The sequence below is a fragment of the Tersicoccus phoenicis genome (assembly GCF_001968835.1).
Taxonomy (GTDB): domain Bacteria; phylum Actinomycetota; class Actinomycetes; order Actinomycetales; family Micrococcaceae; genus Tersicoccus; species Tersicoccus phoenicis.
This window is the reverse complement of record NZ_MRDE01000016.1, coordinates 184,265-207,814: the sequence shown is the minus strand read 5'-3', so window position 1 is coordinate 207,814 and position 23,550 is coordinate 184,265. Positions and strand designations below refer to the sequence as shown.

27 protein-coding genes are annotated in these 23,550 nt (G+C 70.1%); 11 read left to right on the top strand and 16 right to left on the bottom strand.

Features of this window, described 5'->3' with window-relative positions:
* Window positions 1–94: 94 nt before the first annotated feature.
* Window positions 95–1,552: an aldehyde dehydrogenase family protein gene (locus BKD30_RS03575; RefSeq protein ID WP_076702015.1), complete on the top strand. Its 1,458-nt coding sequence runs from the start codon at window positions 95–97 to the stop codon at window positions 1,550–1,552.
* Here BKD30_RS03575 and BKD30_RS03570 read toward each other — a convergent pair.
* Together BKD30_RS03570 and BKD30_RS03565 are read right to left on the bottom strand one after the other, a co-directional pair.
* Window positions 1,540–2,298 carry a hypothetical protein gene (locus BKD30_RS03570; protein ID WP_076702012.1) on the bottom strand — a complete coding sequence of 253 codons (759 nt, stop codon included), beginning with the start codon at window positions 2,296–2,298 and terminating at the stop codon, window positions 1,540–1,542. The genes BKD30_RS03575 and BKD30_RS03570 overlap by 13 nt on opposite strands.
* 70 nt (window positions 2,299–2,368) lie before the next feature.
* Window positions 2,369–2,719, bottom strand: a complete 351-nt coding sequence (locus BKD30_RS03565; RefSeq protein ID WP_076702009.1) for an ArsR/SmtB family transcription factor — start codon at window positions 2,717–2,719, stop codon at window positions 2,369–2,371.
* 307 nt (window positions 2,720–3,026) lie between these two features.
* On the opposite strand from BKD30_RS03565, the gene BKD30_RS03560 reads away from it, so the two are divergent.
* Complete coding sequence (locus tag BKD30_RS03560; RefSeq protein ID WP_076702213.1) at window positions 3,027–3,977, top strand: cytochrome c oxidase assembly protein; 951 nt, start codon at window positions 3,027–3,029, stop codon at window positions 3,975–3,977.
* Window positions 3,978–4,248: 271 nt separating this feature from the next.
* Here the strand turns inward: BKD30_RS03560 and BKD30_RS03555 are convergent, their stop codons facing one another.
* The 9 genes from BKD30_RS03555 to BKD30_RS03515 are packed head-to-tail and all read right to left on the bottom strand — an operon-like array spanning window position 4,249 to window position 12,285.
* Entirely contained in the window at window positions 4,249–5,019 is a 771-nt protein-coding gene (locus BKD30_RS03555) for a prepilin peptidase (RefSeq protein WP_235861409.1), read from the bottom strand.
* Window positions 5,019–5,903: a type II secretion system F family protein gene (locus BKD30_RS03550; RefSeq protein WP_076702006.1), complete on the bottom strand. Its 885-nt coding sequence runs from the start codon at window positions 5,901–5,903 to the stop codon at window positions 5,019–5,021. The genes BKD30_RS03555 and BKD30_RS03550 overlap by 1 nt, the downstream gene beginning before the upstream one ends.
* Before the next feature lie 15 nt (window positions 5,904–5,918).
* Window positions 5,919–6,941, bottom strand: a complete 1,023-nt coding sequence (locus BKD30_RS03545; RefSeq protein ID WP_235861398.1) for a type II secretion system F family protein — start codon at window positions 6,939–6,941, stop codon at window positions 5,919–5,921.
* An 11-nt stretch (window positions 6,942–6,952) separates the two neighbouring features.
* Window positions 6,953–8,587: a CpaF family protein gene (locus BKD30_RS03540; protein WP_408033350.1), complete on the bottom strand. Its 1,635-nt coding sequence runs from the start codon at window positions 8,585–8,587 to the stop codon at window positions 6,953–6,955.
* The gene (locus tag BKD30_RS03535) at window positions 8,584–9,789 is read right to left on the bottom strand and encodes an AAA family ATPase (RefSeq protein WP_076702000.1); all 1,206 of its coding nucleotides are present in this window, start codon (window positions 9,787–9,789) and stop codon (window positions 8,584–8,586) included. Before BKD30_RS03535 ends, BKD30_RS03540 begins: the two co-directional genes overlap by 4 nt.
* Window positions 9,786–10,559: a Flp pilus assembly protein CpaB gene (cpaB, locus tag BKD30_RS03530; RefSeq protein WP_076701998.1), complete on the bottom strand. Its 774-nt coding sequence runs from the start codon at window positions 10,557–10,559 to the stop codon at window positions 9,786–9,788. The genes BKD30_RS03535 and cpaB overlap by 4 nt, the downstream gene beginning before the upstream one ends.
* Window positions 10,560–10,572: 13 nt before the next feature.
* Window positions 10,573–11,532 (bottom strand): pilus assembly protein TadG-related protein, encoded by a 960-nt coding sequence (locus BKD30_RS03525; RefSeq protein WP_159440535.1) that lies wholly within the window; start codon window positions 11,530–11,532, stop codon window positions 10,573–10,575.
* Window positions 11,529–12,047: a TadE/TadG family type IV pilus assembly protein gene (locus BKD30_RS03520; RefSeq protein ID WP_328586889.1), complete on the bottom strand. Its 519-nt coding sequence runs from the start codon at window positions 12,045–12,047 to the stop codon at window positions 11,529–11,531. The genes BKD30_RS03525 and BKD30_RS03520 overlap by 4 nt, the downstream gene beginning before the upstream one ends.
* 19 nt (window positions 12,048–12,066) lie before the next feature.
* Window positions 12,067–12,285 carry a Flp family type IVb pilin gene (locus BKD30_RS03515; protein ID WP_076701991.1) on the bottom strand — a complete coding sequence of 73 codons (219 nt, stop codon included), beginning with the start codon at window positions 12,283–12,285 and terminating at the stop codon, window positions 12,067–12,069.
* Window positions 12,286–12,549: 264 nt separating this feature from the next.
* Between BKD30_RS03515 and BKD30_RS16995 the strand changes: the two genes are divergently transcribed.
* From BKD30_RS16995 to BKD30_RS03500, 4 genes are all read left to right on the top strand, one after another.
* Window positions 12,550–12,972 carry a DUF429 domain-containing protein gene (locus tag BKD30_RS16995; RefSeq protein WP_408033349.1) on the top strand — a complete coding sequence of 141 codons (423 nt, stop codon included), beginning with the start codon at window positions 12,550–12,552 and terminating at the stop codon, window positions 12,970–12,972.
* Entirely contained in the window at window positions 12,906–13,229 is a 324-nt protein-coding gene (locus tag BKD30_RS16990) for a DUF429 domain-containing protein (protein WP_408033353.1), read from the top strand. Before BKD30_RS16995 ends, BKD30_RS16990 begins: the two co-directional genes overlap by 67 nt.
* Window positions 13,230–13,257: 28 nt before the next feature.
* Complete coding sequence (locus tag BKD30_RS03505; protein ID WP_076701989.1) at window positions 13,258–13,698, top strand: PLDc N-terminal domain-containing protein; 441 nt, start codon at window positions 13,258–13,260, stop codon at window positions 13,696–13,698.
* Between the two features lie 80 nt (window positions 13,699–13,778).
* The gene (locus BKD30_RS03500; RefSeq protein WP_076701986.1) at window positions 13,779–14,867 is read left to right on the top strand and encodes an NAD(P)-dependent alcohol dehydrogenase; all 1,089 of its coding nucleotides are present in this window, start codon (window positions 13,779–13,781) and stop codon (window positions 14,865–14,867) included.
* A 59-nt stretch (window positions 14,868–14,926) separates the two neighbouring features.
* On the opposite strand, the gene BKD30_RS03495 is transcribed toward BKD30_RS03500, so the two are convergent.
* From BKD30_RS03495 to BKD30_RS03485, 3 genes are all read right to left on the bottom strand, one after another.
* Window positions 14,927–16,252 carry a nuclease-related domain-containing protein gene (locus BKD30_RS03495; RefSeq protein WP_218189243.1) on the bottom strand — a complete coding sequence of 442 codons (1,326 nt, stop codon included), beginning with the start codon at window positions 16,250–16,252 and terminating at the stop codon, window positions 14,927–14,929.
* Between the two features lie 158 nt (window positions 16,253–16,410).
* Entirely contained in the window at window positions 16,411–16,632 is a 222-nt protein-coding gene (locus BKD30_RS03490; RefSeq protein ID WP_076701981.1) for a hypothetical protein, read from the bottom strand.
* A 2-nt stretch (window positions 16,633–16,634) separates the two neighbouring features.
* A complete protein-coding gene (locus BKD30_RS03485; RefSeq protein ID WP_143588030.1) occupies window positions 16,635–17,036 on the bottom strand; it encodes a type II toxin-antitoxin system Phd/YefM family antitoxin in 402 nt (133 codons plus the stop codon).
* On the opposite strand from BKD30_RS03485, the gene BKD30_RS03480 reads away from it, so the two are divergent.
* Both BKD30_RS03480 and BKD30_RS03475 read left to right on the top strand, forming a co-directional pair.
* Window positions 17,037–17,255, top strand: a complete 219-nt coding sequence (locus BKD30_RS03480) for a type II toxin-antitoxin system Phd/YefM family antitoxin (RefSeq protein WP_076701976.1) — start codon at window positions 17,037–17,039, stop codon at window positions 17,253–17,255.
* The gene (locus BKD30_RS03475) at window positions 17,252–17,641 is read left to right on the top strand and encodes a type II toxin-antitoxin system VapC family toxin (protein ID WP_083955972.1); all 390 of its coding nucleotides are present in this window, start codon (window positions 17,252–17,254) and stop codon (window positions 17,639–17,641) included. The genes BKD30_RS03480 and BKD30_RS03475 overlap by 4 nt, the downstream gene beginning before the upstream one ends.
* Before the next feature lie 145 nt (window positions 17,642–17,786).
* Here the strand turns inward: BKD30_RS03475 and purB are convergent, their stop codons facing one another.
* Window positions 17,787–19,244, bottom strand: coding sequence for an adenylosuccinate lyase (gene purB, locus BKD30_RS03470; RefSeq protein WP_076702198.1), 1,458 nt, complete (start codon window positions 19,242–19,244; stop codon window positions 17,787–17,789).
* Window positions 19,245–19,374: 130 nt separating this feature from the next.
* On the opposite strand from purB, the gene BKD30_RS03465 reads away from it, so the two are divergent.
* From BKD30_RS03465 to BKD30_RS03455, 3 genes are all read left to right on the top strand, one after another.
* Window positions 19,375–19,809: a sugar-binding transcriptional regulator gene (locus BKD30_RS03465; protein ID WP_083955971.1), complete on the top strand. Its 435-nt coding sequence runs from the start codon at window positions 19,375–19,377 to the stop codon at window positions 19,807–19,809.
* The gene (locus BKD30_RS03460; protein WP_076701972.1) at window positions 19,810–20,709 is read left to right on the top strand and encodes an AAA family ATPase; all 900 of its coding nucleotides are present in this window, start codon (window positions 19,810–19,812) and stop codon (window positions 20,707–20,709) included.
* A 71-nt stretch (window positions 20,710–20,780) separates the two neighbouring features.
* Window positions 20,781–21,947, top strand: coding sequence for an amidohydrolase (locus BKD30_RS03455; protein ID WP_076701969.1), 1,167 nt, complete (start codon window positions 20,781–20,783; stop codon window positions 21,945–21,947).
* Between the two features lie 229 nt (window positions 21,948–22,176).
* On the opposite strand, the gene BKD30_RS03450 is transcribed toward BKD30_RS03455, so the two are convergent.
* The gene (locus BKD30_RS03450) at window positions 22,177–23,529 is read right to left on the bottom strand and encodes an MBL fold metallo-hydrolase (protein ID WP_076701966.1); all 1,353 of its coding nucleotides are present in this window, start codon (window positions 23,527–23,529) and stop codon (window positions 22,177–22,179) included.
* Between the last annotated feature and the right edge of the window lie 21 nt (window positions 23,530–23,550).

Below are 23,550 nucleotides of genomic sequence, written 5' to 3'. Positions count from 1 at the left end.
CCACCACGATGGTCACCACCGCGTCCCGTGGCGCGGACACCGCAGAAGACGCGGTTGAGCCGGCCATCGTGTCCATCGAACCGAAGGAGCACCGATGAGTCTGCTGGAATCGTCCGCGTGGGACAGCAAGATCTTCCTGAACGGTTGGCGCGCCGGCCGCGGTGGCACCGCGGACGCCATCGAGCCGGCAACCGGGAACGCCCTGGGCAGGTACGGCGTCGCGACCGCTGAGGACGTGGCCGAGGCCGCGGAGGCGGCCGCCCGCGCGCAACGGGCCTGGGCGGCGACCACGCCGGAGGACCGCGCCGCCGTCCTGCGCCGCGCGGGAGATCTGTGGCAGCAGCACGCCGAGGAGGTGGAGGACTGGATCATCCGCGAGTCCGGGGCGATCAGACCGAAGGCGCAACTCGAGACGCACATCGCCGCCAACGAGTGCTACGAGGCCGCGGCGCTGCCCACGCATCCGGCCGGCCAGGTGCTCGCCAGCAACGATGCGCACTGGTCCTTCGCCCGGCGCAAGCCCGTCGGCGTCGTCTCCGTCATCGCGCCGTTCAACTTCCCCCTCATCCTCTCGATCCGCGCCGTGGCGCCCGCGCTCGCGCTGGGCAACGCGGTGCTGCTCAAGCCGGACCCGCGCACCGCCGTCAGCGGCGGCGTCGCCCTGGCCCGCGTGTTCGAGGAGGCGGGGCTGCCGGCCGGGCTGCTCGCCGTGCTCCCGGGCGGCGCGGACGTCGGGGCCGCCGTCGTCGAGGTGCCGCAGGCCCGGGTCGTCGCGTTCACCGGTTCGACGGCGGCCGGCCGCTCCGTCGGTGAGGCCGCGGCGCGGAACCTGAAGCGGGCGCATCTGGAGCTCGGCGGCAACAACGCCCTGGTCGTGCTGCCCGGCGCGGATGTGGCGAAGGCAGCGTCGGCCGGGGCGTTCGCGTCCTTCCTGCACCAGGGCCAGATCTGCATGACCACCGGCCGGCACGTCGTCCACGCGTCCGTGTACGACGAGTACGTCGCCGCCCTCGCCGCGAAGGCCGCCGACCTGCCGGTGGGGGACCCGGCGAGCGGGACGGCGGTGATCGGGCCGATCATCGACGAGAAGCAGCTCAAGCGGATCGACGGGATCGTCCAGGACGCCGTCCTGCACGGCGCGCGACTGGCGGCGGGCGGCTCGAACGACGGGCCGTTCTACCAGCCCACCGTGCTGGCCGACGTGGCGACCGACAATCCCGCGTGGACGCAGGAGATCTTCGGGCCGGTGGCCCCGGTCGTGTCCTACTCGACGCTCGACGAGGCGGTGACCCTGGTCAACGACAACGAGTACGGGCTCTCCGTCGGTGTCCTGGGTGACGTCGGGACCGCGATGACGTTGGCCGACCGGCTCGAATCCGGCAAGGTGCACATCAACGAGCAGACGGTGCTGGACGAGGCCAACGCCCCGTTCGGCGGGGTGAAGGCGTCGGGCAACGGTTCGCGCTTCGGCGGCGCGGAGGCGAACCTCGACGCCTTCACCGAGGTGCAGTGGCTGACGGTCAAGCCGGAGATCGCCGACTACCCGTTCTGAACCTGTCCGTGCCGGAGCCGGACGTCCGGGCGCGGGCTGATCCGCCGGGTGCCGCGGTGCCGGTCGCCGATCAGCACCACGACGCCGTGCGCGAGCACGCACGCGACCAGGGCCACCCCGATCGGGTTGTAGCCCGCGCCCTGCAGCAACACCGACGGCGCCCACACGTTCGTCGCTCGGATGGTGCCCGTGCCACCGATCACGACGACCAGGCTCAGGCCGGTGACCAGCAGCAGCCCGAGCACACCGACGATGCCGGCGCGCAATGCGGGCAGGAACTGGACGACGGCAGCCATGAGCCCGGCGAGACAGACCATCACGATCAGCAGGACCGCGGTGGCCGGAACCGTGCTGACCAGTGGGCCACCGGAGTCGACCGTCACGGACCGCAGGGAGGACGCCAGCACACCAGCGAGGTAGGCGAACACCAGGCCGACGGCGCCGCCGGTCACCAGCCAGTGCCGGTGACCCGGGCAGGCGGCCTGGGCGGAGATGGCCGACGTCTGCCCCGTCCGCGTTCTTCCGGTGGCCCCGCGTGGAACCCGCGGCGCTCGACCGTGGCTGGGCCCGGGAGGAGGTCCTTCGGGGGGAGGGAGCTCGATCGGCGCCTGCTCGCTGTGCAGGTGTTTCATCACCGGCCCCCTGTCCGCGAGATTCCCCGGTTTCACGCCGATCCGGGTGCCTCGCAACCCGTCGATGACCCGACCGTACGTCACCGGGACGTCGTTCGCCAGCCGTCCCGTCATCTACTGACGGGTAGCCCCGCTGCACTCTCGGCAGGGCGTCGGCCGGTCCAGGTCGCGGCCGTGCTCCCGGTCAGGTGTCGGCGTCGACACCCGGTTCGTGCGCGTCCTCGGTCTCGTCCACCTCGGTGTGGCCCAGGTGTTGGAGCGCTTGATCGAGGAAGGCGGTGACGTGGCCGTCGAACAGGCGGTAGGTGACCGACCGTCCCTCTCGCTCCCCGGCCACCAGCCGCGCATGGCGCAACACGCGCAGGTGGTTCGAGAGCGTCGCCTGCCCGGTCTCCAACTCGTCCGCCAGGACGTTCACGCTGCAGGGACTGCGGCGGAGACGCAGGAGCACGCGCAGACGTGTCGGTGACGCCAAGCCCTGGAAGACCTCGGCAAGCTCGATGGTGTCTTCCGCGCTCAAAGTCGCCTCATCCATACCCACGCTCCTCGCGAACCAGTCTAGACGAGAACGACTCTGATCAACGTCCCCGTGCACCGGCACGGTCACTGTGCTCACGTGCGACCTCTAGACTGATGGACGATGAAAAGAGGTCGAATGTGCGGTCACGACCACTCCGCACGATGGGCATGAGAACGTCGTACCCCGTTGAGAGGATGGTGGTCGTCGTGTCCGGCGTGGTTGCCCGGCCGATCGGTCCCCGATCCGGAGTCCGTGGCTCGTCGGTGACCGGCCGACCGCACCCGGCACTCGCGCAGCCGGGGCCGACGCAGTGAACGACACCATGGCGGAATGGCCGGTGTGGCTGCCCACGGCGCCTCCCAGCCTCGCGGAGTACCTGTCGTGGAATCCGCAACCCATTCCGTTGCTGCCCATGGTGGCCGTGCTCAGTGGCGCGCTCTACCTGGCCGGTGCCGTGCGGTTGTGGCGGCGGGGCACACGGTGGTCCGTGGTGCGCACCCTGTCCTTCTTGTCGGGTTGTGCGGCTCTGGCCGTCGTGATGGGTGCCGGTATCGAAGGCTACGGCTTCTCGATGTTCTCGGTGTTCATGTTCCAGCAGCTGACCTTGATGATGGCGGTGCCGCCGCTGTTGGTGTACGGCTCACCGGGAACGCTGCTGCTGCGCGCCACTCCGCGAACCGGTCTGGGCCGTCCCGTGCTGGCTGCCGCGCTGGGTGCGTTGCGCTCGCGATGGGCCCGGATCGCACTGCATCCCGTGGTGGCGGTGCCCTTGTTCCTCGTGAGCTTCTACGGCCTCTATTTCAGCAGCGCGGCCGACGTGCTGCTCTCCAGCTGGGTCGGCCACAACGCCCTGGAGGTCGTCTTCCTCCTGTCCGGCATCCTCTTCACCGTCCCGATCATGTCCCGCGATCCGCTGCCGGTGCACCAACCACAGTGGGGCCGGTTGCTGGACCTGTTCGCCGAGATGCCGCTGCACGCGTTCTTCGGGGTGATCGTGATGATGTCGCCCCAGCCACTCGTCGATTGGTTTCGTGCTCCACCGCAGTGGGGTGTGGACCCGTTGGCGGATCAAGGCGTGGCGGGCGGACTGGCCTGGTCCTACGGGGAACTTCCCTCCCTGCTGATCGTGCTCCTGCTGCTCGTTCGATGGCAACGGGAGGACACTCGCCGGGACCGGCTGGCCGATGCCCGTGCGGACGTCGTGGGCACGCCCGATCTCGACGCCTACAACGACTACCTCGACATGCTCGGCCGGCGGCGCGAGCAACGCTGACCGGCGAGCGCCATCCGGCGCACCCCCCCCCCGCAGCAGCCCCTCCGGCGTCCCCCTCCGCGTCGACCCTCCGGCGTCCCCTTCCGCGTCGACCCCTCCGCGTCGACTATTGGATTTCTGGGGTTATGAGGGTGCTATTTCCCCAGAAATCCAATAGTCGACGGGGGGTGGGGGTGGGGGTGGGAGCGGCGTCGGTGAGGGTTAGCGGTCGACGACGGGGGTGGGGGTGGGAGCGGCGTCGACGACGGGGGTGAGACCGGGGTTGCCGTCGTCAGACGAGACTGGCGAGCAGGGCGCCGACGAGCATGGACGGGCCGAAGGGGATGGTGCTGCGCAGACCGCCGCGCCGCGTGACGAGCACGCCGATGGAGACCACGGCCCCGACCGCGAAGCCGAAAAACGCCCCGACGACCATGGTGCTCCAGCCCTGGAACGCGAGCACCAGACCGATCAGTGCCGCGAGTTTCACGTCGCCCATCCCCATGCCCGCCGGGTTGATCAAGGCTAGGAGGAGATAGAGCGCGAACAGGATGACACTGCCCAGTGCTGCCCGGGCCACGGACCCACCGTCCGCCCGGGCCACGGCTGCCGCGACGACGAGCAGAGCGGTGATGCCGAGGCTCGGGAGCACGACGGCGTTGGGCAGGCGGCGGTGCCGCAGGTCGATCACCGCCAGCGCGATGCCGACGGTCGCGACGAACAGGAGGACCGGCAGCGCGGGGGAGAGCCCGAATCGCCACGTCAGAGCCGCGAACACGAGAGCGGTCAGCAGCTCGAGCAGCGCCCGCCGAGGCGGCCGGGATGCCGCAACTTCAACCGCTCCCGCCGCCGTCGCCGCGGTCGCCGCGGAAGCCGGCGCCGCGGAAGCCGGCGCGGCGGAACCGGCGACGGAACCAGCGGCGGTCGACTCGCGCTCGGCGGCCCCCCAAGCGGCAGGTTCGAACATCGTCACCAGGTGCCGGGCGTACCGGCCGGCGGCCAGCCCGACCACCCCGGCCAGGACGAGCAGCCAGGGCGCGACGCCGGCACCGGGAGGAAGCATCACTTGGCGAACGTGTCGATGACGCCGAGGGCGGCCGGCCCGATCATGATGATGAAGAGAACCGGCAGGATGCAGAACATCAGCGGGAAGAGCACTTTGACCGGGATCTGCATGGCCTTCTCCTCGGCGCGCTGTCGGCGCTTGAGCCGCATCTCGGCCGCCTGGGTCCGCAGCACCCCGGAGATGGCGATGCCGTACATGTCCGCCTGGATGATCGAACGCACGAAACGGCGCAGATCCGCCACGGCCGTCCGCTCGGCCAGGTCCGTGTAGGCCTCGCGGCGGGACCGGCCCACCTGCATGTCCTGCAGGGTGCGCACGAGTTCCTCGGCCAGGGCGCCCTTGCCGTTGTAGGCGGCCCGTGACATGGCCCCCTCGAAACCCAGCCCGGCCTCCACGGCAATCGTCATCTGGTCCAGCGTGTCCGGCAGTTCGCGGGCGATCGCCGCCTGCCGCTCCTTCCCGCGGCTGTAGAGCAGCAGATCGGGGACGAAGTAGCAGAGGACGGTGGCGAACACGGCCAGCAGGAACCGGCGTCCGTCGCTCGACCCGAGCGTGAACAGCACACCGAGGGCCGCCGCGACCGCGGCGAGCACCACCTTGGCCGACAGCACCCGCCGCATCGGCCAGGCCGCCGGTCGTCCGGCCCGGGCCAGCGAACGATCCAGCCGGGCGATGAAGCTGGCCGGGGTGAATCTCCGCGCCAGGTCCGCGAGGCGCTGCCCCCGGTTCGCCTCGGTCACGGCCGCCACCGGCACCAGACCGCGGGACAGGTTGCGGCCGGCGGCGCGGTCCCGGTAGAGCCGGGGCGACAGCACGGCCCAGCCCAGCAGCGGGACGGCGAGCACGACGGCGGCGACGGCCAGGCTGACGGTCAGGGGCACGGGTGTCGTCTCCGCTCAGAAGGTGAAGCTGATGACCTTGCGCAGCCACAGGCCGCCGACGATCAGCAGCACGGCGGCGGCGGCGAGCATGGCCCAGCCGAGGGGATCCGCGAAGAGGCGGTTGAGGTAGGTGGGGGTGATCAGCACCAGGATCCCGCCGAGCGCGAACGGCAGGACCATCAGCACCAGCGCGGAGATGCGGCCCTCCGCGCTGAGCGCCTTGACCTGGCGGCGGATCTGGTTGCGCTCCCGGATGGTCTGCCCGACCTGGTCGAGGACCTCGGCGAGGTTGCCGCCGACCTCCCGGTGGATGGCGATGGCCTGCGCGACCCAGAGGAAGTCCTCGCTGCGCATCCGGGCGGCGGCCGCGTCCAGTGCCTGGCCCAGATCCCGGCCGAGCCGGGTCTCGTTCGTGATCCGGGCGAACTCCTCCGACGTCGGGGCGTCCGCCTCGGTGGAGAGCGCGTCGATCGCGCGGGGCAGGCTGTGCCCGGCGCGCAGACCGCTGGCCATCAACTCGAGCGTGTCGTCGAGCTGGTCGGAGAAGGCGGTCCGCCGTCGTCCGGCCAGCATGCCCAGCACCAGCCGGGCGCCGAAGGCCGCGACGAGGACGACGAGCAGGATGCCCAGCACCCCGGCGACGGGCACGATCAGCACGGACAGCACGACGGTGCTCGAGGCGACGACGATGATGAACTCGGCCGGCTTCATCCGCAGGCCCGCCGCCTCCAGTGCGGCCGCCAGGGCGGGAGCGCCGCGCAGCTGCTGCAGCATCCGTTCGATGGCCCGGGTGGTCGCGGCGGTGACGCTGGTGAGCTTCGACTGCTGCGGGGCGGCGGCGGGACCGTTGCGGGTCAGGGAGATCCGGCGCCGCGGCGGGAAGACGGCGAGGTACACCGCGGCCAGGGCGGCGGCGCACAGCAGGAGGCCGACGATGAACAGCACCGGCGACGGACCGGCCGTCGCGACCGTATCGGCGGCCACGGCTGTCCCGCGCAGCGGCGTCGTCAGCATCGGCGCACCCACCGCCGTCGTCATCGGCGTCGTCATCACCGACCGCCCGTGAACGAGGGGGCGGCGAACGACTGCCCCGCCGCGGCCGGGGCGGCGCCGAAGACGCGCGGGGAGAGCTCGATGCCGAGTTCGCGGAACCGGTCCGTGAACCGGGGGCGGACACCGGTCGGGATCGCCTTGCCCAGGAACCGGCCGTTGGGGTCGACGCCGGCGCTGTAGTCGAACACGAACGCGTCCTGGAGGGTGACGATCTCGCCCTCCATGCCCTGCACCTCGGTGACGTGCGTGACGCGGCGGGTGCCGTCGCGCAGGCGGGTCAGCTGGACGATCACGTCCACCGCCGAGGCGATCTGCTCGCGCACCGCCCGCAGGGGCAGGTCCATGCCGGCCATCAGCACCAGCGTCTCCAGCCGGGAGATCGCGTCACGGGGGGAGTTGGCGTGCACGGTGGAGAGGGAGCCGTCGTGGCCGGTGTTCATGGCCTGGAGCATGTCCAGGCTCTCCCCGCCGCGGCACTCCCCGACGACGATCCGGTCCGGGCGCATCCGCAGGGAGTTGCGGACCAGGTCGCGGATGGTGACCTCACCCTTGCCCTCGACGTTGGCGGGCCGGCTCTCCAGGGTGACGACGTGGTCCTGCTGCAACTGCAGTTCGACGGCGTCCTCGATGGTGACGATCCGCTCGTCGATGGGGATGAAGGAGGAGAGGACGTTGAGCAGCGTCGTCTTGCCGGTGCCGGTGCCGCCGGAGACGATGATGTTCAGCCGGCCCTTGACGCAGGCGTCGAGCAGTTCGGCCATCTCCGGGGAGAGGGTGCCGAAGCCGATCAGGTCATGCACCTGGAACGGGTCGGTGGAGAACTTGCGGATGGTCAGCGAGGAGCCGCGCACGGCCAGCGGCGGGATGATCGCGTTGACGCGGGAGCCGTCGGAGAGGCGGGCGTCCACGAGCGGGGAGGACTCGTCGATCCGGCGGCCGACCTTGGAGACGATGCGCTCGATCACTCGGCGCAGGTGCTCCTCGGACGAGAACCGGACGCCGGTCAGGGCCAGCCGCCCGCGGTGCTCGGCGTAGATCTGGGACGGGCCGTTGACCATGATCTCGGTGACGTCCTCGTCGTCCAGCAGCGGCTGGAGCGGGCCGTAGCCGATGACGTCGTCGGTCACCTCCTTGATCAGGCGCTGCCGCTCCTCCCGGGAGAGCGGGACGGCCTCCGCCTCGACGACCCGGATCAGTTCCTCGTGCACCAGCTCGTAGAGGGCCTCCTCGGTGAGGGAGGCGTCGAGCAGGCGGGTGCCCATCCGCTCGAACAGTTCTTCCCCGGCGCGTTGCTTGAGTTTGGCCAGCGCGTCGTGCTGGGCCGGGGAGCCGGGCGTGCCGATCCACGTGCTGGTGGGCTTGCCGCCGACGGGCGCCGGCATGGCGGTCCAGGAGGGCGGGGGACCGGACCGGTCGGTCGATCGGTCCGCCGGGGCCCCGGTGCCGGGGGAGGCGTTGGGGGAAGCGGGAGCGGGGGAGCCGCTGCCGGATGCGGGTCCGGTCGTCGGCGCGAGGGTCGGTGTCGTCGTGGCCGGCTCCCCGCCCGGTTGCCGGCTCGGCGTGCGAGCGGGTGCGGGCGGTGCGGCAGCGGTACCGCTGCCGGCGGCGGCGAGTCGTTGGGCCAGGTTCACGCCGTCCCCCTGCGGTGTCGGGCGGTACTCGTGGGCCGGCTCTTCGGCGTGGGCGGCTGGAACCGGTGGACCAGCTGCCGCAGGGTGCGCCCGGCCTTGTCCCGGGCGCCGGCCTGCAGCAGCGGCACCCCGCGGTTCGTGGCGAGCCGGACGGACCGGCTGAACGGGACGACGACGTCGGCCGCGTGCCCGAGGGTGGTCTCGATGTCGTGCCGGGACAGCCCGTCCCGGGTGTCGGCGTTATTGAGCACGATGTGGCGATTCCCCGGGACCAGGCCGAGCTGGCGGAGGATGTCCAGTTCCTTGCGCAGGCCCCGGACGCTGGGCACGTCCGTGCCGGCGACGAACACGTGGTCGGTCGCGCGGTCGAGCGCGGCCAGCGTCGCATCGGACAGCCCGGCGTCGGTGTCGACGACCACCCAGGGGTACTGGGCGGCGAGCTGGTCGAGCAGGTGGGTGATGTCCTCGGCGGTGATCTGGGCCTCGGCGCCCGGGGAGTCCGGTGCGCAGATGGCGAAGATCCCGGTTGGGTGCGCGCTCAGGAACGACTTGAGCACCATGGTGTCCCGCGCAGCCGCTCGGCTGACCGCATCGGAGAGCGTCTGCTCAGGGGTGAGTTGCAGGGTGTGCGCCACGTCGCCGAACTGCAGGTCGAGGTCGACGAGGACGGTGCTCTGCGGATCGGAAGCGGCCAGTCCGATGGCCAGGTTGGTGGCCACGGTGGTCTTCCCGGCGCCTCCCTTCGGGGAGAGCACGACGACGACCCGACCCCGCGCGGCCGGCCGACTACCGTCCGCGCCGGGCGTCCGGGCGGCGGAGGACCGCCGGTCGGCGGCGGAGCGGGCGGCCCGGTGCAGCAGGTCGCGGAACTCGGTGTCGTCGATGCCGGGCGCGATCAGGTCGCGGATGCCGGCGCGCATCGCGGCGAGCGGCAGGCCCCGTTCGACGGGTCGGACCAACAGGACGGTGATCTCCGGGTGGAACCGGTCGAGGGAGGTGGCCAGGGCCAGTCCGTCCGCGACGGGAACGTCGGGGGAGAGGACGACGACGTCGGGCCGGGACCCGTCGCGTGCAACGGAGAACAGGACGCCCGGATCGGCGGGCAGCACCGGCTCTCCCCAGCGGTCGAGGTCACCGCCGGTTGCCGCGGCGACCCGGTCGACGAACGCGTCGTCGCGGCTGATCACCAGGAACTGGCTCATTTGAAGAGTCCGTCCACGTTCAGTTCCTTCGTGCCCGTCTCGGAGGCCGTGACGGGCTCCTTCGTCAACCAGATGGCGCCGTTCTCGGCCGCCCAGACGATCTTCTCCACATCCGGTGCGGTCCGTGCCAACGTCACCAGCACAGCGCCGGCCGGGACCGCGGGAGCGTTCGGCGCGCTGCCGCCGCCCGTCGTGGTGGGCTCGGCGGAGGCCGTGGGCGCAGCGGTCGGCGTGGGCAGCCCCTGCACACTGGTGACCAGCACCTTGTGCAGTTTCAGGTGGGTGACGGCCTGGCTCAGGGGGTCCTTCTTCACGTTGTAGCTGAAGACGACTCCGACGGTGTCCCCCGGCACGAGCTGGCCGCCGACCACCCGCTGCGGTTCGAGCTGGATGGTGACCTCCTGCATACCGGCAGGCACCTTCACCCCGGGCTTCTCCGGCTTCAGGCTGGCCGGGTCGACGAATCGGCTGGTGAGCAACTGCTCGCCCGGGACCAGGGCCGTCGAGGGAACCTTGCCGGTCAGCTGGGACAGGTCGGTGACGGCGCCGGCGGCGACGGCGTTGGCCGGCAGGGTCTGCTGCGCCGTGAACTGCCCCAGCTCGTCCGCCGTCGTGCCCGCCGGGATCGGGGCGCGCACGACGTAGACCTGGCGGGACTCGGCGCCCTTCAGGGCACGCTGGTCGGCGCCGGCGACGTAGTTGGTCAGGGCGACCGCGCCGACGACGGCGAGCACGACGGCGATCACGGCCGCCAGGATCCGGACTTTCACGGAAGAGAATCTCCTACTGGCTCAGGGAGACGAAGGATGCGTTCATGGTCGGGCCGCCCAGCCGCGTCACGGACCACCGGGCGGCGCTCTCCAGGCTGACGAGCTTGGTGAAGGAGCCCTTGATGCCGGTGCACTTGCTGCACTCCGCCGACGGGGAGCGGGCCCAGTTGCCCGGCCAGCTGGAATCGGTGATGCGGAACGCGGCGAACCCGTAGACGGTGTAGACGGCGTTCTGTCCCTGGCCGGACGCGGTGGAGTAGATCGGCAGCAGGATTGTGGTGTTGAGGATCTTCGACATGTCGCACGGCGGTCCGCTCTTGCCCGGGCGGCTGCCGACCTGGGTCACGATGTCGACGTCGGTGGCGCACGGGCTGGACTCGTCCAGCCAGCCGAAGCCGCCCGGGACGACGTTGCCGGAGCGGTCCGTGCAGGACGTGGTGGTGGTGATCCACACCTCCTGGTTGGCCGGCGTGCGGTCGTAGATGCAGCGCGCGGTCGTGAAGGGGAAGACGACGGCCGCGGCGGGGCTGCCCCAGCTGGCCTTCGCGCTCGCCGTGACGGTGCTGAACGGGACGCCGAGGATCCTGGCGAAGCTGTTGGTGAGCACGCCTTGGCCGCTCGTGGTGAGCGTGCCGGTGTCCACGGTGACGCTGTTCGTCGCGGTGTCGACGATCGCCGTCGCCCGGGAGGCGTTGTCGTTGGCGTTCTTCCCCGCCATCGCAACCGCGGTGGCGTTGGGATCACCGCATGCCCCGGCGGCACAGTTCTGGGCGACGGCCAGGGCCGCCGCGTCCGCGCCGTTCTGCAGCTGGACCCGTTCGGCGTAGATGCCACCGACGTCGATGACCAGCGCGGCGATGCCGAGCAGGACCACCATGCACAGCGCGGTGGTGACGGCGACGGCGCCGCGTTCTTGACGGAGCCGTTCCTGACCGAGCCGTTCGCGCTGCAGGCGGCGAAGCCGGAGCATCATCCTCCGCATTGCATGCTGCTCTTTCCGGTGATCGTGACGGTGGCGCCGAACATCCCGGTCAGGAAGGTCAGCGGGTAGGCGGCGGTGACGGTGACCACGGGGGTGGCGGCACCGGGAGCCGTGGTGCAGGAGGCTCCGCTGCTCGTGCCGACGGCGATCTCTCCGTCCGTCAGGGCGGGGTTCAGCGAGGGCGCCGCGGCGCGGGCGGCGGCGCGGGCCGCCGCTGGGTCGTTCCGGACGGCCATCACGCGCGCGGCTTCCCGGGCGGCACCGGACAGTTCGATCTGCGCGTTGTAGGCGCGACCGAACTCGATGATGCCGATCAGCAGGACGAGCAGGACGGGAACGACGAGCGCGAACTCCACGGCCGCGGCACCCCGCTCCGAACGCAGCCGTCGAAGCAGCATCCGGCGGAACGGCGTGCGCGGGAACAGGGGTGACCGGGGCCCGGCGGGGGACGACGTCGCCGTGACGACGCCGTCCCCCACCGGTTTCGCGCTCCCGAGGGACTTCACCTCAGGACCGCGATCGTGGTCAGCCGGCGGCCGGAACTCGGTTGAACGTCTGATCGGCGAGGCCGCTGAAGAAGGTGCTCAGCGCCGGACCGAAGGCCATGACGCCGCCAACGAGGACGACGGCGATCAGGCCCACGAGCAGGGCGTACTCGACGGCGGTGGCACCGGTCTCCTCACGGCGGAGACGCTGCTGCAGGTTGAACCCGAGGGCACGGAGGGTGACATAGAAGGAAACCATGGTTCTTTACTCCCCAGTAAAAGAGCATCGGCCCAGCGCCGACGCGATGGATCTGAAGGGGCGGCCCGGGCGAGTTGGGTGCCCGGTCCGCCCTTCATGCGCCACTGTCGGCACGAATCGCGCAACGGTAAGCAGTCTGTTCAGCGGCGGCGGCGTCACACGTGAACGCCCACGTCAGCGCCTCGAAGCTCCGCCCATGCCACCCCGATGCCCCGCCACCTGGCGTCCGGTCGCCGTTCCGCGGCGTGCTGACATGCTGGACCCATGACGACGGTGGCCGGTCTGGACGGATGCCGCGCCGGGTGGGTGCTCGCGGTGGTCGAGGAGCGACATCGCGGACTGCGACTGGCCGAGTTGCGGGTCATTCGTTCCCTGACCGAGCTGGACCGATCCGGACGAATGGCGTGCATCGGCGTCGACATCCCCATCGGTCTGCCGCAACGCGGTACCCGGGAGACCGACCAGCTGGCCCGGGCCGCCCTGGGCGACCGTCGGTCCTCGGTCTTCTCGACGCCGACCCGGTCGGCGCTCGCCGGGCCCACGCGCGCAGCCGCCGACGTCGTCAACCGCGCGCACGACGCGGGGGCGTATCGGCGCAGAGCTTCGGGCTATTCGCCAAGATCACCGAGGCCGACGCGTGGGTGCGGACGGCCAGGGACCCGGTGGTCGAGGTGCACCCGGAGCTGAGCTTCACGCAGTTGCTCGGTCATCCCGCCCGATTCGGCAAGAAGACGACGGCGGGCCTGTTCGAACGCATGGAGGCGCTGCAGGGCGTCGGGCTGGACCCGACGACGGCTCGAGACCTGGACTGTGCGCCGGACGACGCCCTGGACGCGGTGGTCGCGGCGTGGTCCGCGTGGCGGGCGGCGAAGGGAACGGCGGTGGCCTTCCCCGCGGAACGCGTCCTCGACGCGACGGGCCTGCCGATGCAGATCCTCGCGTGAGGGACGAGCCGGCGGGTAGATTCGCCGCATGCCGGTGTTGATCTCGTCCGTCACTGCCGACTCCTTCGGCGCGGCGGAGGTGGGCGCAAACCCGCTCCTGTCCACGGCCTGGGAGGTGCTCGCCGGTGGTATCGGTCTGGCGCTTCTCTTCTACCTGGTGGTCGGCCTGGTCTCGGTCCTCGCCGATCACGGGATCTCCGGCCCCGTCAGAGCGGCGTGGGCCGTCGTCGTGCTCGCGTTCCCGCTGATCGGTCCCACGGCGTGGTTCCTGTGGCGGTCGCAGCAACGCATTCCGCGCCACCGAGGCGCCGTTCGAGATCGGCGAATCGCAGGTGAAGCCTTCTCAAGTCGTGCCAACGTGCTGGAGCGCTGCGTGGTGAAGGTCGATCCCGACGTCCCGCTCGAGATGGTCGCCCCGCTGGGCTGCGGTCTGCAGACGGGCGCCGGCGCGGTGGCGGTGACGTGGTGAGAGGATCGTAGGGGAGCGCCGTGCCGGGCTCACGCAGGTGAATTCCAGCCGGGTGGGTCTGGACTGAACGAGGAGAAGCCATGAAAGTCACTGCCGCAGTCGTCCGTGAGACAGGCGCTCCGCTCACCATCGAGGAGCTCGACCTCGGCGAGCCTCGGCCCGACGAGGTGCGCGTCCGCATGGTCGCCTCCGGCATCTGTCACACCGACGCGACCGCCCGCGGCGGCGCTTACCCGATCGAGTGGCCGGCGGTGCTCGGCCATGAGGGTGCCGGGATCGTGGAGGAGATCGGGTCGGCGGTGAAGAGCGTCGCCGTCGGTGACCACGTGGTCATGGCCCCGGCCTCCTGCGGCCGATGCACCTCGTGCCGCCGCGGCGAGGCCGCCTACTGCGTGCACTACATCGAGTTGAATCTCAGCGGTCGTCACGGGTCGCTCTCATCCGGCGACGAAGCGGTGTCCTCGCACTTCTTCGGCCAGTCCTCCTTCTCCAGCCACGCCAACGTGCTGGAGCGCTGCGTGGTGAAGGTCGATCCAGACGTCCCGCTCGAGATGGTCGCCCCGCTGGGCTGCGGCCTGCAGACGGGCGCCGGCGCGGTGCTCAACGACTGCAGGCCGGAGGCGGCGTCGTCGTTGGCGGTGATCGGCACCGGAGCCGTCGGCTCTGCGGCCATCATGGCGGCCAGGATCGCCGGTTGCACCACCGTGATCGCCGTAGACCTGCACGATTCCCGGCTCGAGACGGCGTCGGAACTCGGCGCGACCCACACGGTCAACTCCGGAACGACGGACATGGTCGAGGAACTCGACCGGATCACCGACGGCGACGGAGTGGACTACATCGTCGACACCACGTCGGCGCCCCCGGTGCTGAATCAAGCCGCTCGGGCACTGGCGGTCCGCGGCAAGCTCGTGGCGGTGGGCAACACAACCTTCGGCACGGAGGCGCCGTTCGAGATCGGCGAATCGCAGGTGAAGGGGTGGACGTTCACGATGAGCGTCCAGGGCAGTTCGGTGTACCAGCTCTTCATCCCGAAGCTGATCGAGCTGTGGAAGCAGGGAAGATTCCCCTACGACAAGCTCATCAAGACCTACCCGTTCGAGGACATCAACCAGGCATTCGAGGATTCGGCGAAAGGATCCACGATCAAGCCCATCGTCGTGTTCTGACGAGCGGCGACCGGCACCGGACCTGCGCGCCAAGAACGCTGGCATCGCGTGGAGCCGGGTCACCGCCCCCGGCGGGGAGGAGTCCAGTCCCGGGGGCCGGGCGCTCGGACGTGGGTCCGAGGAACCTGACCCCGGCCTCGCCGCCGCCCGCGCGCACGGCCCGCGGCTGACGTCGCGGTGCGGGCGGCGCTGAAAGGACTCGGACCGCTCGATCCGGAGATCGCTGCGGAGGTCCCGCTCTTCCAAGAGCGCCGCTTGGCCGAAGGCAGGTCCGGTTCGGTGATCGCGCCCTGCCAGCCCTTGAGCTGGGTGGCCAACAGCCGGGCGAGACCGGGCTGGTAGTTCTGCTGGCTGTGCACGTTGACCCACGCGCCCCAGTCCACGAAGCTGCGCGCGGTCTCGATGCTCAAGCGGTGGTCCTCGGAAGTCCCGCTCGTCGTGACACCTTCGCCGTGGATCACGATCATGGCCGTGACGAACAGAAACGGGTACCGCTTCGCCAACCGGTCGACGGCCACCTTCATGTGGTTGTCGATGAGCCGCCCGGAGACGGTGTCACGGACCTGGGACCACTCGTTCAGCGTGTAGTCGCCGGGCCGGTACATCTTCGAGTCGATGAGCAGCAGGTTGTTGCCGAACAGGACGGCGTGGTCGATGTCGGCCCGCCGGGAACCGGGGAACCGGAGGCTGTGGAACACCGCGACGCCGGGAATCAGTGCATAGAACTTCAGTAGCTCAGCGGTGTAACGCTCGCCCATCACACCACGCGCGACGCGCGCCTCGCCGAACCGATCGACCGAGTCGGCGACCGAGCCGACGCTGCCGAACACCCGAGCCGGCGGCTCACAGTGGTTCAAATCGGGCAGGTAGCTCCCGAGCGTCTGGTTCCGACGGTACTTCGCGTCAAGTCGGAGCTTCGCGGCCTTGGGGATCACCAGGGCCATGACGAACAGGTAGACGCCCCACCACGGGCTGAAGCCGGTGAGATACCAGGGCACGAGCGAGAGGAGCGCGACGGCGGCGACGGCGACGTGACCGACCCGGCGGGTGAGCGCCTCGAACCGTTCCGTCGGAAAGGTGCGGACGACGGCGGCGGCGGTCAGGGCCAGTGCAAAGCCGAGGGCGGTGCCCGTGACTGACGGCAGGTGGGCGGCGGCGTACCACCGGGCCGACGCGTAGACGTCTGGCGACCCGGTGAAGGACGGCAACCCGGTGTGGTCGAACGGTCGGGTCAGTGCGACGAGGACCAGACCACCGATCCAGACCAGGCCGGTGATGAGCAGGAACCAGGCTTGCTTGCGGACGACGACCCTCCGGGCCATCACCACCGCGGGCGGATGGACCGGCTCGGTGATGGCGTCGAGCCAGGCAGGTCGCGGATCCACGCCCGTCGCCTCGAGTACATCCACGTCGATCGACGGTGTCGCTACCGGCTGCATTCGTCCCCCACTCGCCTCGATGCGCGGACGGATCGGCATCCGCCCTCTCGAGACTGTCGGCCGGCGGGCGCCAGGCGTAACGCGTGACCGCGCGCCCGCAGCTGTCAGTCGGGCAGCTGCGACCAGTGATCGGTCATCAGTCGCTGAACGTCATCTCGCTCCAGTGCGCTGGTCTGCTCCTCGATGAGATCGAGCTTCCGCTCCAGCGCCACTGTCAACCACGGCGGAAGGTCGGGATTGACACCGGACGGCAAGGCGACGGGTTCTGCGTGGGCGTGGATGCCGGAGTGGAGGCGACCCATGTCCGCAATCACGAGGACCGGCATGGTCAGGGGGAACCTGCTTCTGATTCGAGTTCGTTTCGACTCAGCCCGAACGCCTCCAGGGCACTGTCGAGATCCGTGCGAACACCGGAGTCGGTGGCGAATCGAGCCATCACGATGGCCGCGTCCTTCAGCAGCTCCCGATCCCTGCGCAGCCGGGCGATCTCCTCCGCAGACACGATCTCAGCCACCACGCGGCCGTGGCGGGAAAGGACGACGTCCTGGCCGGCTTCGGCGGAGGAGACCAGGCCGGAGATGCCGGTGCGGGATGCCGCAGAGATGGTCATCGGGATCATGGCATCGATTTTCCACAGGTTTCTGCACAGAATCGACCCGTCGACGTGCTCAATTGCCTGAGGCACGTCGACCCGTGGCGCATGCGCAATGGTCCAACTACGATGGACCATATGACCGTGGTGAACGTGGCCAGCGCCAAGGGCAGGCTCTCCGAACTCGTGGCGCGAGCCGAGGCCGGCGAGGAGATCATCATCGCGCGCGCCGGGCGGCCCGCCGTCCGCCTCGTCCCAGCGCAGGCAGGGCCTCGTCAGTTCGGCGGCCTTCGCTTCTCGGTTCCCGACGACTTCGATGAGGCGCTCCCGGAGGAAGAGCTCGCCGCGTGGGAATGACCTATCTGCTCGATACCCATGTCGTGCTGTGGTTGCTCGGCGACCCGGACCGTGTTCCCGAACACTGGCGACGGACCCTCGCTGACCGTGAATCGACAGTCGTCGTCTCGGCGATCTCCGCACTCGAGGTTGCGACGAAGGAGCGGCTGCGAAAGCTCGAGGTGCCCGGACTCGTCGCCGGTTGGGAAGCGCATCTGACGGCCTCCGGGATGACCTCGCTCTCGGTCAGCGCTCGCCATGCCTTGGCTGCCGGGAAGCTGGTGTGGGAGCACCGAGACCCCTTCGACCGAGTGCTGGTGGCGCAAGCGCGCTGCGAGGGCCACACGCTGGTGACCGTCGACCGTACGATCACCGCCCGAGAAGACATCGCCACCGCCACGTGGTGAGGTCACCCGTCGAGTGGCCGGACGACGTCGTCAAGGACGACGAATGAGAGCAGCTGCCGGCCACTCGGCGGCCCATCTGGGCCGGGGTTCGTCGAGTGGCTGGACGATGTCGTCACTGGGTTCACATGAGAGCGGTCCCTCGACCTCAGACGACGTATTCGGGCCCCGACGTCGGCCCCTCGGCCTCCCGCGCCAGCCGCTTCGCCAGACCGATGTACGACGCCGGGGTCAGCCGCTGCAGCCGGCCCTCCGCGCCGTCGGACAGGCCGAGCTCGCCGACGAACTCCCGCAGCCGGGCCTCGTCGACCCGGTGCCCGCGGGTCAGCTCCTTGAGCCGCTCGTAGGGGTTGTCCATGCCCGGGACCCCGGCGATCGCCTCGGCGCGCATCACCGTCTGGATCGCCTCGCCGAGCACCTCCCAGTTGTGGTCGAGGTCAGCAGCCAGAACCGAACCGGCGACGTCGAGCTGCCGCAGCCCCTTGGCGACGTTGTTCAGCGCCAGCAGGCCGTGACCCAGCGCCACCCCGACGTTGCGCTGGGAGGACGAGTCGGTCAGGTCCCGCTGCCAGCGGGAGGTGACCAGCGTGGCGGCCAGCGTGTCCAGCAGCCCGTTGGCGATCTCGAGGTTCGCCTCGGCGTTCTCGAACCGGATCGGGTTCACCTTGTGCGGCATGGTCGAGGACCCGGTCGCGCCCGCCACCGGGATCTGTTTGAAGTAGCCGATCGAGATGTAGCTCCACACGTCCGTGCAGAAGTTGTGCAGGATCCGGTTGAAGCGCGCGACGTCGGAGTACAGCTCCGCCTGCCAGTCGTGCGACTCGATCTGTGTGGTCAGCGGGTTCCAGGTCAGCCCCAGCCCGGTGACGAAGCTCCGCGACACGTCAAGCCAGTCGACGTCGGGCGCGGCGACCACGTGTGCGGCGTACGTCCCGGTCGCCCCGTTGATCTTCCCCAGGTACTCCTGGCCGCCGATCCTCGCCAGCTGCCGGTCCAGCCGATGCACGAACACCGCCAGTTCCTTGCCGAGCGTCGTCGGCGTCGCCGGCTGCCCGTGCGTGCGGGAGAGCATCGGCGTCTCCGCGTTCGCGGTGGCCAGCTCGCGCACCTGATCGACGACGCGCTGCGCGGTCGGCGTCCACACGTCGCGGACCGCGTCCCGGATGCCGAGCGCATACGCCAGGTTGTTGATGTCCTCGCTGGTGCAGGCGAAGTGGACCAGCGGCGTCAGGTCTGCCAGGCCGAGGGCCGGCAGCCGGTGGCCGATGAAGTACTCGACGGCCTTGACGTCGTGCACGGTCTCGCGCTCGATCGCGGCCAGCTCGGCGATCTCCTCGGTCCCGAAACCGGCGACGACGGCGCGCAGGCCGTCCCGCTGCTCGGCGGAGACCGGCGCCAGCCCCGGGAGCACGGCCCGTTCGGTCAGGTGGAGGAACCACTCGACCTCGACGTGGATCCGGTTCCGGTTCAGCGCCGCCTCGGAGAGGTGATCCACCAGGGGTGCCGCGTCCACCCGGTAGCGCCCGTCCAGCGGCCCGAGCGCGATGTCGGTAGCGGCCAGCGAGCGGCGGCCGGAGGGCAGGGTCGGGTCCGCGGCGGAAGGCATGGCCTCATTCTTCCACGGGCCCTCCCCGCCCGTCCGGCCGACGACGAGCAGGAAGGTGCCGACTGCTGCTTCCACTCCTTCAACCCGCCGAGTAAGGTCGTGTTATACATCCTGTATAGAGGGGAGCTCGGTGGTGCAGACAATCCAGGACGAGCTCGCTCGCGTACACGCGCAGCGGGAGCTCAACCGCCTTGACGCGCTGCGGGCATGCAGTAAGGCTCGTGCGACTGGAATGACGCAGGTGGAGATCGCCCGCTCCCTGGGTGTCTCTCAACCGGAAGTCCATCGCATGCTGCGGAAGGCCGATAGTTTCCCCGAGCTGATCGACAGGACGCCGCGGGAAGTCATCCTGGACTTCCATGCAGGGCTACTCGACCATGCGGACATGATGGCAGAGCTCAAGTCGTGGCCGTTCACTTTCAGCGGCGCCGCAGAGCCGGACAATCCGCTCGGGCCATCGACGCGAGGTTCCTGGGAGGACGTCGTTGACGCCGTCCATCGAGATCTGCTCCTCGTGGAGGACTACGAAGAGCTCTTTGCCGCCCATCAGGAAGACAGCGGGTAGATGGAACACGCGATCATGGGGAGGGTCGCGGATCAGCTCGAGACCCTCGTAGGCCTCCGCGGGGCATGGTCGTCCACTCTTGCCACGCAGTCATGGACCTCACCGGTGAAACCAGAACGATTGCGCTACCAGAGATGCCTGCTTGACGAATTGTTCGAGGCGGACCAGAGCGATGTAGCGCGAGAGGGTCGATCGGTCGTCCTCACGGCTGGCCCACCGGGCGCCGGAAAGTCGACAGCTGTTGCTGGGCTGGTGCTCGATGGGTGGCGGGTCATTGATGCGGATGACATCAAAGTCAGGCTGCTCGAGGACGGCAGGGTCGACGGACGGTTCTCGGTCGCGCTGGACACAGTTCTGGTGGACGGGTTTCCGGTCCGGCTCAACGAGCTGTCCACTCTCGTCCATGTGGAAAGCGCGAGACTCGCAGACCGCATGGCCGAACGTTCCATCGAGGCCGGCGAGAATGTCGTGATCGTGGGAACGTTGTCATGGCCCGGGACCGTGGAGGAAAATCTCAAGCGACTCGGCCTCCACGACTACCACGACGTGCGTGTCATAGACGTGGAGGTCCCCCGGGACATCGCACTGGACCGCGCTTACCTTCGCTGGGCACGAGGCAGACAGGCCGCCGCTGAGGGCCGCGACCCTCGTGGGGGACGCTTCACTCCACGCGCAGCTATCGAGAGTCTGTACAACGAGAACGAGCGTCACTCGCGATGCAACGAGAACGCCGTCCACTTCTTCACGTCAGACGCTGCCTCGGTGTTCGAGACTCTCGAACTTACAGTCTCGGCTGACGGCGCCGGTCCGCACGTGTACAAGCGCGCACTGGGTGAGTACCTCACTGCTGTACCTCGTGGCCTCAACGAGCAGGACGTTCGTGGGCCTCGCCCGCAGTAACCCTGGACCCGTCCCGACGACGACGGCGTGGACACTCCCACCGTGACGTGCGTCGCTCTACGGTGGAACCCATGTCAACCACTGTGTTCACCCATGCCCACGTCGTCCCCGTCGACGGCGATCCCTTCGACGGCACCGTCCTGGTCACCGACGGCACCATCACCGAGCTCGGCCCGAACGTCCAGGCCCCCGCGGACGCCGACGTCGTCGACGCGACGGGGAAGTGGATCCTGCCCGGCTTCGTCGACGCGCACGTGCACCTGGGCACGCACGAGGAGGCGGAGGGCTGGGCCGGTGACGACACCAACGAGATGACCGATCCGGTGGCCGCGCAGGTCCGGGCGATCGACGCGATCAACCCGGCGGACCTCGGCTTCGGCGACGCCCTGGCCGGCGGCGTGACGACGGTCAACGTCAACCCCGGCTCGGGCAACCCGATCGGGGGCCTCGCGGTCGCCATCCACACCGCCGGCCACACGGTCGACGCCATGGTGCTCAAGTCGCCGTCGGGCCTGAAGTCGGCGCTCGGGGAGAACCCGAAGCGCGTGTGGGGCGAGCAGAAGAAGATGCCGAGCACGCGGCTCGGGGTCGCCGCGGTGATCCGGCAGGCGTTCGTGGACGCGGCCAACTACCGCTCCACCCGGGACGCGGCGGGGGAGGCCTTCGCCGGCCGGGACCTCAAACTCGAGGCGCTGACGATGGTCCTCGACCGAGAGATCCCGTGGCGGCAGCACTGTCACCGGGCGGACGACATCGCGACCGCCGTGCGGATCGCCGACGAGTTCGGCTACCGGCTCGTGATCGACCACGGCACCGAGGCCCACCTGGTGGCCGACCTGCTCGCCGAGCGGGGCATCCCGGTGCTGATCGGCCCGCTGATGACCTCCCGCTCCAAGGTCGAACTGCGGAACCGGTCGCTGCGCAACCCGGGCCTGCTGGCCGCGGCGGGCGTGGAGATCTCCATCATCACCGATCACCCGGTGGTGCCGATCAACTTCCTCGTCCACCAGGCCTCGCTCGCGGTCAAGGAGGGGCTGGACCCGGCGACGGCGCTCCGGGCCATCACGCTGCACCCGGCCCGGGTGCTCGGCGTCGACGACCGGCTCGGCTCCCTGGCGCCGGGCAAGGACGCCGACCTGGTGCTCTGGTCCGGGGACCCGCTCGATCTGTACTCCCGGGCCGAACAGGTGTACATCGGCGGGGAGCGGGTCTACCGGTACGCCACGCCCACGAGCTGAGATACCTCGGAAGCAGGAGAAGAGTGAGGCGCCGGGGCGGGGTCTCAGACCCGCCCCGGCGCGCCGGGGATGCTGGGGGACACACCCGGCGGTGGTCGGAACACGTGGGGGTCACCGGTTCCGACCGGGGGCCGGGACAGGTGGGGGATACCTGCCCGACACGGTGGCAGTCGGAACGGGTGGGGGAACCCGCCCCGACTGGTTCGGGGAACTGCCCGACGGACCGACGTCAGTCGGCCATCGGCAGCCCGGCGGCCTTCGCATCAGCGAACGCCGCGTCGATGTGAACCGGGTCTTTCCCGGCCCGCTGGAGCAACGATGCCGCCACCCCGGCCCGGTACCCGGAACCGCAGTGAACCCAGACGCGGCCTTCGGGAACCTCGCCCATCCGGTCGACCAGTTCGTGCAACGGGATGTGAACCGCGCCCTCGAGATGGGAGGCGGCGTACTCCTCGTCGCGCCGCACGTCAAGGATGGCATCGTGTGCTGGGCGTTGGCTGATCAAGCCCTGCCAATCCACCCGCGGGTAGGACGACACGCCGGCGCCCGGCGCCAGCTGTCGCGGGTCCTCGCCGAGGGCCGCGTCGGGGGAGTCGATCCCGATGCGGGACAGGTCGCGGATGGCGTTCTCGACGTCGGCACGGGAGCCGACCAGGGTCAGCTGCCGGTCGTACGGGAACACCCAGCCCAGGAACGTGGTGAAGCTGGAACCGTTCCCGTACTCGAAGCTGACCGTGCCGGTCAGGTGGTCGGCCGCGTAGGCCACGCGCTCCCGCAGGTCCACCACCCACTCGCCGCGGTCCAGCCGGGCCCTCAGCTCGGCAGGGTCCAGGGAATCGGGCACCGTCAGCTCCGGCTCGGTCGGCCCGGCCGTGTTGCCCGGGCTCATGTGCACGTAGTAGCTGGGGTAGGCGGTGAGGTTGGCGATCAGCTCGCGGACGAAGTGCTCCTCGTCCTGATCGGTGTAGACGTGGTTGCTCGCGATCTGCTCACCGAGGGTGGACTCCGAGGCACCCGTGGCGGGGCCCGACGAGCAGAACGAGCCGAAGCCGTGCGTCGGGTAGAGCGCGGCGTCCTGGGCGGCCTCCTGCGCGAGGCGGCGGGCCGAGGCGTACTGGTCGTGGGTCAGGCCCTCCGTGTGCTCCTCACCGACCAGGTCGGTCCGGCCCACGGAGCCGTACAGGACGCCGCCGCCGGAGAACACCGCCTGCTCCTCGCCGTGGGTGATCACGTAGGACAGGTGGTGATGTGTGTGCCCGGGTGTCGCCACCGCCTTGACGTTCAGTTCACCCACCCGCACGGTCTCGCCGTCGGCGATCGGCGTGCGCTCGAAGGCGACGTCGTCGGCGGCGTTGACCAGGTAGACGACGTCGTGCTTGCGGGCGTACGCCAGGCCGCCGGTGAGGTAGTCGTTGTGGATGTGGGTCTCGGCGACGTGGGTGACGGTGACGCCGGCGGCGGCCGCCGCGGCCTCGACCCGGTCGATGTCGCGTTGGGCGTCGATCACGATGGCGGTGGTGCCGTCGTGGACGAGGTAGCTGCGGTCCCCGAGTTGCGGGGTCTCGATGGTGGTGACCTGCATGGGATTCCTCCTTGTTTGTTT